General features: G+C 72.1%; 16 protein-coding genes and 2 tRNA genes. 7 read left to right on the forward strand and 11 right to left on the reverse strand.

What is annotated here, in order from left to right; genetic code table 11:
* Positions 1-71: 71 nt before the first annotated feature.
* A complete protein-coding gene (locus AC1DQF_RS14455) occupies positions 72-1,004 on the forward strand; it encodes an aldo/keto reductase (RefSeq protein ID WP_477525917.1) in 933 nt (310 codons plus the stop codon).
* On the opposite strand, the gene AC1DQF_RS14460 is transcribed toward AC1DQF_RS14455, so the two are convergent.
* The 3 genes from AC1DQF_RS14460 to AC1DQF_RS14470 are packed head-to-tail and all read right to left on the reverse strand — an operon-like array spanning position 992 to position 3,268.
* Positions 992-2,002 (reverse strand): adenosine deaminase, encoded by a 1,011-nt coding sequence (locus AC1DQF_RS14460; RefSeq protein WP_477525918.1) that lies wholly within the window; start codon positions 2,000-2,002, stop codon positions 992-994. The genes AC1DQF_RS14455 and AC1DQF_RS14460 overlap by 13 nt on opposite strands.
* A 38-nt stretch (positions 2,003-2,040) precedes the next feature.
* Complete coding sequence (locus AC1DQF_RS14465) at positions 2,041-2,778, reverse strand: DsbA family protein (protein ID WP_477525919.1); 738 nt, start codon at positions 2,776-2,778, stop codon at positions 2,041-2,043.
* On the reverse strand, positions 2,753-3,268 hold the full coding sequence (locus AC1DQF_RS14470) for a MauE/DoxX family redox-associated membrane protein (protein ID WP_477525920.1): 516 nt from the start codon (positions 3,266-3,268) through the stop codon (positions 2,753-2,755). The genes AC1DQF_RS14465 and AC1DQF_RS14470 overlap by 26 nt, the downstream gene beginning before the upstream one ends.
* 78 nt (positions 3,269-3,346) lie before the next feature.
* On the opposite strand from AC1DQF_RS14470, the gene orn reads away from it, so the two are divergent.
* Entirely contained in the window at positions 3,347-3,988 is a 642-nt protein-coding gene (gene orn, locus AC1DQF_RS14475) for an oligoribonuclease (protein WP_477525921.1), read from the forward strand.
* Between the two features lie 54 nt (positions 3,989-4,042).
* Positions 4,043-4,118: transfer RNA gene (locus tag AC1DQF_RS14480), tRNA-His, on the forward strand.
* Between the two features lie 60 nt (positions 4,119-4,178).
* Here AC1DQF_RS14480 and AC1DQF_RS14485 read toward each other — a convergent pair.
* A complete protein-coding gene (locus AC1DQF_RS14485; RefSeq protein WP_477525922.1) occupies positions 4,179-6,200 on the reverse strand; it encodes an ATP-binding protein in 2,022 nt (673 codons plus the stop codon).
* A 61-nt stretch (positions 6,201-6,261) separates the two neighbouring features.
* Here AC1DQF_RS14485 and AC1DQF_RS14490 point away from each other — a divergent pair, with 61 nt between their 5' ends.
* The 4 genes from AC1DQF_RS14490 to AC1DQF_RS14505 all read left to right on the forward strand — a co-directional run bounded on the left by AC1DQF_RS14490 (position 6,262) and on the right by AC1DQF_RS14505 (position 9,027).
* On the forward strand, positions 6,262-7,839 hold the full coding sequence (locus AC1DQF_RS14490) for a phytoene desaturase family protein (protein ID WP_477525923.1): 1,578 nt from the start codon (positions 6,262-6,264) through the stop codon (positions 7,837-7,839).
* Between the two features lie 58 nt (positions 7,840-7,897).
* Positions 7,898-7,970 (forward strand) — tRNA-Lys (locus tag AC1DQF_RS14495).
* 211 nt (positions 7,971-8,181) lie between these two features.
* Positions 8,182-8,715: a hypothetical protein gene (locus tag AC1DQF_RS14500; protein WP_477525924.1), complete on the forward strand. Its 534-nt coding sequence runs from the start codon at positions 8,182-8,184 to the stop codon at positions 8,713-8,715.
* A gap of 123 nt (positions 8,716-8,838) precedes the next feature.
* On the forward strand, positions 8,839-9,027 hold the full coding sequence (locus AC1DQF_RS14505) for a hypothetical protein (RefSeq protein WP_477525925.1): 189 nt from the start codon (positions 8,839-8,841) through the stop codon (positions 9,025-9,027).
* Between the two features lie 9 nt (positions 9,028-9,036).
* Here the strand turns inward: AC1DQF_RS14505 and AC1DQF_RS14510 are convergent, their stop codons facing one another.
* From AC1DQF_RS14510 to AC1DQF_RS14540, 7 genes are read right to left on the reverse strand one after another with little or no spacing between them, the layout of a single operon-like run.
* Positions 9,037-9,558, reverse strand: a complete 522-nt coding sequence (locus tag AC1DQF_RS14510; RefSeq protein WP_477525926.1) for a pyridoxamine 5'-phosphate oxidase family protein — start codon at positions 9,556-9,558, stop codon at positions 9,037-9,039.
* 40 nt (positions 9,559-9,598) lie between these two features.
* On the reverse strand, positions 9,599-9,922 hold the full coding sequence (locus AC1DQF_RS14515; RefSeq protein ID WP_477525927.1) for a GroES family chaperonin: 324 nt from the start codon (positions 9,920-9,922) through the stop codon (positions 9,599-9,601).
* Between the two features lie 10 nt (positions 9,923-9,932).
* Entirely contained in the window at positions 9,933-10,181 is a 249-nt protein-coding gene (locus AC1DQF_RS14520; protein WP_477525928.1) for a DUF3618 domain-containing protein, read from the reverse strand.
* A complete protein-coding gene (locus tag AC1DQF_RS14525; protein WP_477525929.1) occupies positions 10,178-10,933 on the reverse strand; it encodes an energy-coupling factor ABC transporter ATP-binding protein in 756 nt (251 codons plus the stop codon). Before AC1DQF_RS14525 ends, AC1DQF_RS14520 begins: the two co-directional genes overlap by 4 nt.
* Positions 10,930-11,610 carry a cobalt ECF transporter T component CbiQ gene (gene cbiQ / locus AC1DQF_RS14530; protein ID WP_477525930.1) on the reverse strand — a complete coding sequence of 227 codons (681 nt, stop codon included), beginning with the start codon at positions 11,608-11,610 and terminating at the stop codon, positions 10,930-10,932. Before cbiQ ends, AC1DQF_RS14525 begins: the two co-directional genes overlap by 4 nt.
* Positions 11,610-11,939: a PDGLE domain-containing protein gene (locus AC1DQF_RS14535; RefSeq protein ID WP_477525931.1), complete on the reverse strand. Its 330-nt coding sequence runs from the start codon at positions 11,937-11,939 to the stop codon at positions 11,610-11,612. Before AC1DQF_RS14535 ends, cbiQ begins: the two co-directional genes overlap by 1 nt.
* The gene (locus AC1DQF_RS14540; protein ID WP_477525932.1) at positions 11,936-12,622 is read right to left on the reverse strand and encodes an energy-coupling factor ABC transporter permease; all 687 of its coding nucleotides are present in this window, start codon (positions 12,620-12,622) and stop codon (positions 11,936-11,938) included. The genes AC1DQF_RS14535 and AC1DQF_RS14540 overlap by 4 nt, the downstream gene beginning before the upstream one ends.
* Positions 12,623-12,683 lie beyond the last annotated feature (61 nt).

Below are 12,683 nucleotides of genomic sequence, written 5' to 3' on the forward strand. Positions count from 1 at the left end.
GTTCTACGCCCCGGCGGTGACCGGCGCAAGGGGCCTCCCGTCGCCGAGGTCGCGGGCGCTAGCGTCGGGGAGTGATCAACGACCTCGTCCTCGGCACCATGTACCTCGGCACCCGCACCGACCGGGCCACGTCCTTCGCCCTCCTCGACCGCTTCGTCGATGCCGGCGGGACCACCATCGACACGGCCAACTGCTACGCCTTCTGGGTCAGCGACACCGGCCACGGCGGCCAGAGCGAGGCGCTGATCGGTGACTGGCTGCGGGCCAACCCGGGCCTGCGCGAGCGGCTGACCCTGGCCACCAAGGTGGGTGTCGAGCCCGTCGACGGCGGCGGGGTGGAGGGCCTGGGCGCCGAGACCGTGCGCCGTGAGGCCGACCGCAGCCTGGAGCGGCTCGGCGTCGATCGCATCGACGTCCACTGGGTGCACGGGGAGGACCGGAGCACGCCGATCGAGGAGACGACCGAGGCCCTCGGCGGACTGGTCGCCGCCGGCTCGGTCGGCCGGATCGGCATCTCCAACCACCCCACGTGGCTGGTCGAGCGGTCCCGGGCCCACGCCCTGTCCCGCGGCCTGGAGCCCGCCACGGCGCTGCAGCTCACCACGTCGTACGTCGCGCCACGCCCGGGTGCCGTCGTCGAGGGCAAGGACCACCGCTTCGGCTGGGTCACCAACGAGACCGTCGACTACCTCGAGCGCAACACGGGCATCGAGCTGTGGGCCTACAGCCCGCTGGTGCAGGGCAGCTTCGACCGCGACGACCGACCGTTCCCGCAGGCCTACGACCACCCCGGGACCACGGCCCGCCTGGCCGCCCTCACCGAGGTCGCGGACGGTCTCGGCGTGGCCCGCAGCCAGGTCGTGCTCGCGTGGCTGCTGCACCGCGCACCCCAGGTCCGCCCGATCGTCGGGGTGAGCTCGCTGCCGCAGCTCGAGCCGGCGCTCGCCGCCGCGGACCTCGTCCTCGACGCGGACACCATGGCCCGCCTGGATCAGCCGGCGTAGGCGTCGATCTCGCCGAGGATCCGGGTCTGCACGTCGTCGGGGGCGAAGGACGCCCGCACCGCCGCCCGCGCCAGCTCGGCGACGCCGGACTCGTCGAGGTCCAGCAGGTCGGCCGCGACGGCGTACTCCCCGTTGAGGGTCGTGCCGAACATCGGCGGGTCGTCGGAGTTGATGGTGACCGCGACGCCGGCCTCGACGAACGTGCGGAGCGGGTGCTCGTCGAGGGTCGCGACCGCCCGGGTGGCGATGTTGGAGGTCGGGCAGACCTCCAGCACGATGCCCTCGGTGGCGAGGTGCTCCAGCAGGGCGGGGTCGGCGGCCGACGACGTGCCGTGACCGATCCGGTCCGCGCCGAGGAGTCGTACGGCGTCCCAGACGGTCTCCGGTCCGGTGGTCTCCCCCGCGTGCGGGACCGAGCGCAGCCCGGCGGCCCGGGCGGCGGCGAAGTGCGGCTGGAACTGCGGGCGTGGAACGCCGATCTCGGGACCCCCGAGGCCGAAGCCGACGAGCGCGTCCGGCGCGTGGTCGAGCGCGTAGGAGAGGGTCGCGTCGGCGGCGGGGACACCGCTCTCGCCGGGGATGTCGTAGATCCAGCGCATGACCAGCCCGAAGTCCCGCTCGGCGGCGACCCGCGCGTCCTCGATGGCCTCGGTGTAGGCCTCGATCGGGATGCCCCGCAGGACCGAGGTGTACGGCGTGCAGGTGAGCTCGGCGTACCGGAGGCGCTGCTCCTGCGCCATCTCGTGGGCCACCTCGTAGGTGAGCATGCGCACGTCCTCGGGGGTGCGGACCAGGTCCACGACGGCGAGGTAGACGTCGATGAAGTGCGCGAAGTCGCGGAACGCGAAGAACTCGGCCAGCGCGTCGGGGTCGGTGGGGACCCCGGCGGCCGGGTGCCGCCCGGCCAGCTCGGCGACGATCCGCGGTGACGCGGACCCGACGTGGTGGACGTGCAGCTCGGCCTTGGGCAGGCCGGCGATGAAGTCAGTCAGGCTCACACGCCGGAGTCTGGCAGCGAGAAGTCACGGGTGCCGAATCACTGGAGGCCTGCCACCAGGTTGGCCGCGACCTCGTCGATGGTTGCGCCGGGCACCGGCTCGCCGTCGAGCAGCACGGTCGGCGTGCCGTTGACCCCGGCCTCGGAGGCGGCGCCGGTGGCGTTGTCGACCCAGCCCTCGAAGGTGCCCCCCTCGATGCCGGCCTTCACCGCCTGCTCGGACGCGCCGGCCGCGACGGCCTTGTCGATCAGCCATGCGCTGCCGGGGAACTGGTCCGCGTCCTCGGCCGGCTGGTCGGCGTAGACCGCGTCGTGGAACGACTTGGCCACCTCGGGCCCCTCGGCGTCGAGCACGACCGCGTAGGCGTTGGCCGCGTCCATCGAGAAGTCGCCGAAGCGGCTCAGGAAGTTGACCGGGCGGTACTCGACGCGGGCCCGGCCGTCCTCGACGGCCGCGGTCAGCGCGTCACCGGCCTGGGACTCCAGCTCACCGCAGACCGGGCACAGGAAGTCCTCGTAGATGACGACCTCGTGCGCTGCGCCCTTGTCGCCGGCCACGACGCCGTACTCGGCGGTGACCCCGGCAGGGGCGGCCGCGTCGTTGCCGGTCGAGTCGCGCTGGCTCTGGATGAAGAAGCCGCCGCCGATGATGATGGCGATCCCGAGCACCACCGCCCCGATCGTCAGGGTGCGRCGCAGCCGCTCCTGACGCTCCTGCTCCGCCCTCAGGGCAGCAGCCCGGGCGGTGCGCTCAGCGGCCTTGTTGCGCTTCGACATCGAGGTCCCTCTCCAGTTCTTCGTGCGACGTCCCCGAGCGGGTCGGGGAGATGAATGTGTCCAGGGACCACCGCGACCGCGGTCGTACGACGAGCCACAGCGAGGCCAGCAGCAGGCCCACGTCCCGGGCGATCTCGCCGGGGTACTTCGACGAGGCGCCCGCGAGCTGGCCCCCGCCACCGAAGCAGCCGCACTCGATCTGCAGCCCGCGTGCCCAGGCGGAGGCGATCCCGATGATGAAGGCGACGAACAGCAGGGCCGACACCAGGGCCATCGCCCGGGTCAGCAGGCCGAGCACCAGGCACAGGCCCACGACGACCTCGAGGATCGGCAGGGCGTGACCGACCGTCGGGACGACGGACTCGGGCAGCAGGTCGTAGGCGCGGACGGCCCGGACGCTGCCCGCGGGGTCGGGCAGCTTGAGCAGGCCGGCGGCGATCCAGACGCCGCCCGTGACCAGCCGTGCGACGAGCCCGATCCAGTCCTTCACGCCCTCGACCCTAGGCGGCGTGCCTGAACCGTCCCTGAGAGCGGGCCTCCGGCGGACGCGTGGGTAGTGTGACTGCCTGTGAACGAGCGACTGGTGTGGATCGACTGCGAGATGACCGGCCTCGACCTCGAGGCAGACGCGCTGATCGAGGTCGCGGCCCTGGTGACCGACTTCGACCTCAACGTGATCGGGGAGGGCATCGACGTCATCATCAAGCCCCCGCCGGAGGCGCTGGACCAGATGGTGGAGTTCGTCCGCACGATGCACGAGACGTCGGGCCTCATCCACGAGCTCGAGTCCGGGATGACGATGGCCGAGGCCGAGGAGCAGGTCCTCGCCTACATCAAGGAGCACTGCCCCGACGGCAGCCGCCCGCCGCTGGGTGGCAACACGGTGGCCACCGACCGCTCCTTCCTCGCGCGGGACATGCCCGCCCTCGAGGGATTCCTGCACTACCGCAACGTGGACGTCTCCTCGATCAAGGAGCTCGCCCGCCGGTGGTACCCCCGCACGTACTTCGCGGCCCCGGCCAAGCGCGGCAACCACCGGGCCCTGGCCGACATCCAGGAGAGCATCGAGGAGCTGCGCTACTACCGGGAGGCCGTCTTCGTCGCGCAGCCCGGTCTCGACAGCACCGGCGCCCGCGAGATCGCGGCCCGTCACGCGGGTTCGATCACCGGACTGACGGGCGACTCCCCCGATTCCGGGACCGGCGCCTGATTGCCCTACACTTCTCATCGTTCTCGCCGGTCACCGATCGTGGCGAGCAACATGGTGGGTATAGCTCAGCTGGTAGAGCGCCGCCTTGTGGTGGCGGATGTCGCGGGTTCAAGTCCCGTTACTCACCCCAGGTCCCGAAGCCCCGGCGCTCTGCGCCGGGGCTTCGTGCGTGTCGGGGCGGACCGGGCCCTCAGGCGGGCAGCCGGACGGTGAACTCGGTGCCCGTGCCGGGGTCGGACTCGACCGTGATGGTGCCGCCGTGGCGCTCCACGATCGCCTTGGCGATCGAGAGCCCCAGGCCGCTGCCCTGGATCGCCTGGCTCCGCGCCGACGACGAGCGGAAGAAGCGGGTGAAGAGCCGCAGCTGCTCGTCGGCCGGGATGCCCATCCCCGTGTCGCTGACCGTCAGCCGCACCTCGCGGTGGGCGGGGACGAGGCGGGTGAGGACGGTGCCGCCGTCGGGGCTGAACTTCACGGCATTCCCCATCAGGTTGACCAGCACCCGCTCCAGCTGGTCGACGTCGCCGACGTAGGGCACGGCCTCGTCCGGCACGTCGTAGGAGAACTCCACGCCCGCACGCTCCGCGACCGGGGCGACGACCTCGTGAGCGGCCTCCACGACGGCGCGCAGGTCGAGCTCCACGTGGTGGTTCTCCAGGCCGCGGTCCTGCACGCGGGACAGCACGAGCAGGTCGTCGATGAGCAGGAGCAGGCGACGGCTGTTGGTGTCGATGCGCCCGATGGCGGCGCGCTGGTCCGCGCTCAGCTCGCCGAAACCGCCGTCCTCGAGGAGCTCGAGGTAGCCCATGATGCTGGTGATCGGGGTGCGCAGCTCGTGGCTGACGCTCGAGACGAAGGTGTCCTTGAGCTGGTCGACCTCGCGCAACCTCTCCACGGACGCGCGCTCGCGGGCCAGCGCCAGCTCCAGGGCCCGCTGGGTGGCGACGCGCTCGGAGATGTCCTCGGCCGTCGAGACGAAGCCGGTGAGCCGTCCCTGGGCGTCGGTCACCCGGGACAGGTTCATGAAGTGGATCCGGGTCTGCCCGTCCTTGCGGACGAACTCGACTTCCAGGCCGCCGCGGTCCGGGTCGGCCAACGCGCGGGCCACGCTCGGGTAGTCGTTCCCCACGCCGAGCAGCTCCCCGAGCCGGGCGATCTCCTCCGGCCGGTGGAAGGCCGACGGCAGCAGGCCCAGGACCTCRCCGGGGGTGTAGCCGAGCAGGGCCTCGGCGCCCGGGTTCCAGAGCGTGATCCGGCCCCGCTCGTCGGTACCGACGATGGCCACGCCGCTCGCGCTGTCCACGACGCGGCGGACCGTGTCCGCCTCGGTGGCGGCGCGCTGGGCGAGGTCTCGCTGGATGCCGACCGCCAGGGCGAACGGCAGCGCACTGAGCACGCACGTGCTCACGAACAGGTGGGTGACGGTCAGGACCCACTCGGGCTGCTCCGCACCGATCAGCGCGACCGCACCACCCTCCCCGAGCACGGCGGCGAGATCGGCGCCGACGGCGACGAAGAGCACCCCGAAGAGGGCGTCGCGGAACGGCAACCGCATCGCGGCCCAGCCCAGGGCGGGGATGACGGCCATGGCGAAGAGCCCGGCGATCTTGTCGTGACTGGTGAAGGCGATGGCCATGATCGCCACCACGGCACTCCACGTGAGGACCCGGCTCCATCCGTCGACCACACCCGGGTGCGGGGCGGTGACCATGAAGAACGGCAGGATCACCAGGTACGAGGAGACGTGCGCCAGGAAGGTCCCTGCAGCGATCAGGGTCAGGTCGTGGTCGAGCATCAGCGGGGCGGCCACGGACAGGACCACGGTCGCCAGGCCGGCACCGATCATGGTCGCGGCGAGGAAGGCCCGGTAGTCGTCGATGTCGCGCAGCTCGGGCCGCTCACCGGGCCCCGAGCGGCGGCCCAGGACCGCCGCGGCCACGCTCGCCCCCGCGGTGAGCGCGCAGCCCCAGACGAACGCGACGGCGGGCGACGCTCCGGCCATCGAGTAGGCCGCGACGGACGCCACGCCGATGGCCGGCACGAGCACCCACCACGACCGTCGCGAGGCCACCACCAGGGCGCCGGCGGCGAGGCCCACGGGCACGCTCTCCCCGACGTGGCTGTCCGGCCAGACGGCACCGACGGCCAGCTGGACCAGCACGGCGTACAGGACCAGCAACGCCGCGCTGCGCCACCACCCGACCGACCTCACTGGGCGAGGGTAACGGGCCACCTTGCCGAGAGAGGGGCGTACCGGGACTAGGTTGACCCGCGTGACTCCTGCGAAGACCAGCTATGACGTCGTGATCGTCGGCGGTGGGCACAACGGGCTCGTGGCCGCCGCCTACCTCGGCCGGGCCGGGCTCTCGGTCCTGCTGCTCGAGCGCCTCGACCACACGGGCGGTGCGGCGGTCTCGGTGAGCCCGTTCGCCGGCCAGCCGGCGCGGCTCTCGCGGTACTCCTACCTCGTCAGCCTGATGCCCGAGTCGCTGATGGCCGACCTGGACCTCGACGTGAGGCTGGCCTCGCGCACCACCGCGTCCTACACGCCGTGGGTCCGCGACGGCCGGAGCGGCGGGCTGCTCGTCGAGCGACCCGAGGGCGAGGCGACGCGTGCGTCGTTCGCCGAGCTCACCGGCAGCGACGCCGAGTACGACGCCTGGCGCGAGTTCTACGCCGACGTCACCGACCTGGCGCACGCCGTGGCCCCCACGCTGACCCAGCCCCTCCCCCACGAGCGCGACCTGCGCGACGTCGTCGACCCCGGCATCTGGCGCGACGTCGTGTCCCAGCCGCTGGGCCGGGCCATCGAGGCCAGGTTCGCCGACGACACGGTCCGCGGCGTCGTCGGGACCGACGCCCTCATCGGCACGTTCGCGTCGCTGCACGACCCATCGCTCATCCAGAACCGCTGCTTCCTCTACCACCTGATCGGCAACGGCACGGGTGAGTGGCGGGTGCCGGTGGGAGGCATGGGTGCGGTGACCGACGCCCTGGCCCGCAGCGCCACCGCGGCCGGCGCGGAGATCGTCACCGGCGCCGGGGTCAGCGCGATCCGCACCGACGGGGACGGCGCGGAGGTGGAGTGGCACGACGGCATGACCACTCGCTCGGTCACCGGTCGCCGGGTGTTGTCGGGCGTGGCCCCGTGGGTGCTGCGGATCCTGCTCGGCGAGGACGAGGACCCCGCCACCAAGCCGGCCGGCGCTCAGCTCAAGATCAACTTCCTCCTCGACCACCTCCCCCAGCTGCGGTCAGGCGCCGACCCGGCCGTCGCCTTCGCCGGGACCCTGCACCTCGGCGAGGACCACAGCCAGCTCGAGCGCGCGTACGCCGAGGCGGCCGCCGGCCAGGTCCCGACGACCATGCCCGGCGAGGTCTACTGCCACTCCCTCACCGATCCCTCGATCCTGGGCGACCTGGCCGGCACCGGCGCCCGGACGCTCACCTACTTCGGCCTGCACACCCCGGCAGCCCTGTTCGAGTCCGACCCCGAGGGCGCCAAGCGCCTCGCCCTCGAGCGGGCGATCGCGTCCCTCGACGAGCACCTGGTGGAGCCGATCGAGTCGTGCCTGCTGCGCGACCGGGACGACAACCCGTGCATCGAGGCCAAGATCCCCCAGGACGTCGAGCGCGACCTCGCGATGCCGGGAGGGCACATCTTCCACGGCGACCTCGACTGGCCGTGGGCACCCAACCGCTCGCGCCTCGACACCCCGGCGCAGCAGTGGGGAGTCCAGACCGACGACGACGTGGTGCTGCTGTGCGGTTCCGGGGCCCGGCGCGGGGGCGCGGTGTCGGGACTCGGCGGCCACAACGCCGCCCAGGCGGTGCTCGCCGATCTCGGGTGAGCGATCTCGATTTCATCGCACGCGCGACCGCGTGTACAGTTTCATTCGTTGCACACGGGCGCCATTAGCTCAATTGGCAGAGCAGCTGACTCTTAATCAGCGGGTTCGGGGTTCAAGTCCCTGATGGCGTACAGAACAGCAGGCAGAGGTCCTTTCGGGAGAGATCCCGACAGGGCCTCTTCCTCATTTCCCGACCTTCCCTTGCTCTTCCCCCGCCCACGCGTCGACCCCCGATCGGGCCGTCATCCCCGCCGTATGATGCGGCTCACCTCCCGTGGGCCGGAGGCTGACCTCGGCGGGCCGTCGGCACGCGCGACGGGAATCGAGGAAGGGGCCGTACTCATGGTGGACGACAGAAATGCTCCCACCGACGACGAGCAGCGGTCCTCCCCGCGCCGCGCCGACCCGCTGGGACTCATCAGCGGCGGCGAGGGCATCCTGACCGGCACGGTCGTGTGCGCGGCCGCCATCGCCTACTCCGCCGGGCACGTGGCCTCGACGGGCCGGCTGTGCATCGCCATCTTCGGAACGGTGCTCGTCTACTGGCTGGCGCACCTCCACGCCCGGACCCTCGGCTTCTCGGTGACCCACGGACACCATCCCCTGGTGTCCCTGCGCCTGGCTCTGGCGGAGACCTGGCCGATCGCCGGGGCCTCGGTCCTCCCGATCCTCATCCTGCTCCTCGCAGACGTCGCCGGCGCCTCACTGCGCACCGCAGCGTGGACGGCGCTGATGGCCACGATCGTGCTGCTCACCGCCTACAGCTACCTCGCGGGGATGCGCAGCGGTCTGAGCATGTGGGGCCGGGTGGGGAGCGCCGCGGTCGGCGCCGCGCTCGGCATCCTGGTGGCCCTGCTGAAGGTCGCCCTGCACTAGTCCATCTTCGTCATTATTGGGGATGATCCGTGCACGCGCGGGCGGCTCGGGCCGGCCCCGTCCTACGGTCGTGACGCATCCGGGGGGTTGCTGCCCCTCACCCTGCTGACCGAGGAGCACACGATGGGTATCACCGTTCACCTGCCCACCACCGACGCGACGGCCCACCCCAGCATCACGCACGAGCGGGGCAAGTCACTCTTCATCCGCGAGGGGTTCCTCTACGTCCAGGAGGACATGTACGCCGAGGAGGCGGCCCACACCGTGGCGGCGTACGCCCCCGGCACGTGGGTGCGCGCCTGCCGCGACTGACGCGTCCCGTCAGGGCGGCGGGGTCATGTGTCCGGAGACCGAGGCGGCCGTGGTGCCGCCGAGGTCCATGGCCGGCAGGCCCAGCTTGCGGTGGTCCCACGAACGGGTCCGCCTCACGTCGAGGCGTACGACGACGCGGCGGTGCATCATGACCTCGAGGAACGGCCGCAGGTCCTCGCTGTAGGGCCCCTGGTAGCGCTCGAAGACCTCGAGGCACACCCGCTCGAGCAGGTCGGGGTCGTCCACGACCACACCGTCGCCCTCGAGCGCCACGCCGCGGAGCTGGTCGTAGGTGTGACCGGCCTCCACGAGGAAGCTCATCCGCGGGTCGCGTCGCAGGTTGACGACCTTCTGCGACCTCGGCTTGGTCTCCAGCCACACGTGGCCGTCGAACCACGCGTACCACATGCCGACCAGGTGGATCTGGCCCCGCGGGCCCAGCGTCCCCACGGTCGCGTTGCGCTGCTCGACCAGGAAGGCGTCGACCTCCGCGTGCGACATCACGATGGCGTCGCGCTGCTTGCCGCTCACGGCCGGGCACTCACAGGCCGGGCACTCACAGGCCGGGCACTCACAGGTAGAGCCCCGTCGGGCCGACATCGAGACGCTCCGCGGCGACCGCGTGCACGTCACGCTCCCGCATCACGACGTACACCTCTCCGTGCACCTCGACCTCGGCCTTGTCCTCGGGGTCGAACAGGACCCGGTCGCCCACCTCGACGGCCCGAGCCTGCGGACCGGTGGCGATCACCCGCGACCAGGCGAGACGGCGGGCGCCCATCGCCGCGGTCGCGGGAATCACGATGCCGCCCGAGGACCGGCGCTCGCCGGACTCCTGGTCGACGTCCACCAGGATCCGGTCGTGGAGCATCTTGATCGGCGCGCGATCGCTCATGGCGTGTCGGTCAGCGGACGATCTTGCGGATGACCGCGAGCAGCACGAGGGCGCCCACGACGCCGCCGGCGACCTTGAGGATGTTGTCGGTGCGCGGCTCCCCGGTCTCGAGGTCCACGAAGTGCGACTTCACCGAGGTCACCTCGCGCCCGATGATGGTCTTGGGGTTCGCGCGGTAGGCGAGCTGGTCGATCGTCTGCGCGAGACGCTGGCGCGTCTCCTCGATCTCGCGCTCGAGCGAGCTCAGTTCGTTGGTCACGCCGGAAGGTTACCAACCGTGCGCGGGTCGAAGCCCCACGGCAGCTCGAGGCGGTGGGCCCGCATCAGCGCATCGTCGGTGAGCACGTCGAGGGTGCGACCGTCGGCGACCACGACGCCGTCGCTCAGCACCACCGAGCGGGGGCACAGCTCCAGGGCGTACGGCAGGTCGTGGGTCACCATCAGGACCGTCACGTCGAGGCTGCGCAGGATGTCCGCGAGCTCGCGGCGCGAAGCGGGGTCCAGGTTGGACGAGGGCTCGTCCAGGACCAGGATCTCCGGCTGCATGGCCAGCACGGTGGCCACCGCCACCCGGCGCCGCTGACCGAACGAGAGGTGGTGCGGGGGCCGGTCGACGAAGTCGGCCATCCCGACCCGGTCCAGCGCCTCCATCACCCGGGCGTCCAGCGCCGCGCCCTTGAGACCCAGGTTGGCGGGGCCGAAGGCGACGTCCTGGCGGACCGAGCCGAGGAACAGCTGGTCGTCGGGATCCTGGAAGACGATGCCGACCCGGCGGCGGATCTCGGCCAGGTGCTTCTTGTCCACGGGGAGCCCGCTCACCGTGACGCTGCCGGCCCCCGCCGCCAGGATCCCGTTGAGGTGGAGCACCAGGGTGGTCTTGCCTGCGCCGTTGGGCCCCAGCAGGGCGACCCGTTCCCCCTCGTGCACGTGCAGGTCCACCCCGAAGAGCGCCTGGTGGCCGTCCGGGTAGGCGTAGGCGAGGCCGGTGACCTCGAGCACGGGCGTGCTCATGCGGCGTCCCGGGAGGGCAGGCGACCGTCGTACCCGCGGGACAGCATGGCCAGGTGGACCCGCTCGCCCCGCTCGTAGGAGCGGATGAACAGCGCGCCCATGGCGCGGGCGAGGGTGGGCCAGTGCCGCGGCGAGCGGGGATCGCACCCCCGCGAGCGCATCGCCACCATCATCCGGCCCAGCTCGGCGGTGACCACGTCGAGGTAGCGGATCATGAAGCCCATGATCTGCACGATCAGGTCGGGCATGCGCAGCCGCTGGAGCCCGAGCAGCAGGTCCTGCGGCTCCGTGGTCGAGGCCAGGGTCAGGGAGGCGAGCACGCCCATCGTGCCCTTGACCAGCAGCGCCAGCCCGGCGTGCAGGCCCGGCTCGGAGACGGTGAGGCCCAGCACCTCCGTCCGGGGCTCGTGGGCGATGAAGGGCATCAGGAGCGCGAAGAACGCGAACGGGACCTCGATGACCATCCGGGGGGCCAGGTAGGTCGCCGGCACCCGGGAGAGGGCGACGACGCCGAGGAGCATCAGGGCCTCGACGGCGTACGCGGCGTACCAGTCGGCCGGGGTGGCGACGACCACCATCATGAAGCCGAGGAGGGTCAGCAGCTTGACGTGCGCCGGCGCCCGGTGGACCGCGCTGTGCCCGTGGAAGTGGAGCCGATGGCCGTGCCCGGCGCCCATCAGGCGTCGCTGTCGGTCGGGTCCTCGGCACCCGCGGGCTCCTCGCGGCGCCGCAGGGTCCAGAAGAGACCGGTCGAGAGCAGCAGCATCACGACCACGCCGATCACACCGGCGATGCCGCCACTGAGGCGGGCGTCGTCGACGCCGCTGGTGGAGTAGCCGGCCAGCGGACTGTCGTCGGCGGCGGAGTCCTTGGCGGAGTGGATGAACCCGGTCTGCTCGGCGACGTGCTCGAGGCCGTCGGGGTGGGAGCTGGCGTAGAAGCTGGCGACGCCGGCCACGAGCAGGCAGACCAGCAGGCCCACGGCCAGGAAGGTGCGCTGCCTCATCGGACGGCCCCCCGGATCTCCAGCTCGCGGGTCTCCAGCGCCGGTCGCGCCCCGCGGACCAGGTCGGGACGGGTCGCCACCACGCTCGCGACCACCAGGCCCGTCACGACGGCCTCGCCCAGGCCGATGACCACGTGCCACGTCACCATCGCCGCGAGGACCTTGCCGGGGTCGACCGGCGCGATGCCCCCGACCGCGAAGAGCAGGGAGAAGACCGCCGCGGCGGCCGGGACACTCACCAGGGCGCCGATGGCGGCRGCCGGGACGACCGAGCTGGTACGCCGCGGCAGCAGCCGGCGGACCAGCACGAACACGCCCCACCCGACCCAGACACCGACCAGGGCCATCAGGCACACGTTGGTGCCCAGCGCCGTGATGCCGCCGTCGGCCATGAGGAGCGCTTGCACGAGCAGCACCACGCTGATGCACAGCACGGCGGACCACGGTCCGACCAGGACGGCGGCGAGTGCGCCGCCCAGCAGGTGGCCGCTCGTGCCCGCGCCCACGGGGAAGTTGATCATCTGGGCCGCGAAGACGAAGGTCGCCACCAGCCCGGCCATCGGGGCGGTGCGGTCGTCGAGCTCGCGACGGGCTCCCCGCAGGGCCAGGCCGACGCCCACCACCGCGACGGCGCCGGTGGCGATGGACGTGGGCGCGTCGAGGAATCCGTCGGGGACGTGCACGCGGGCCTCCTCGGTCGATGGGTAGATTGCGGGTGGGCGGGGCTCCCCCGAGCCGCCGCCC

This window comes from Nocardioides sp. P4_G4, assembly GCF_056401085.1.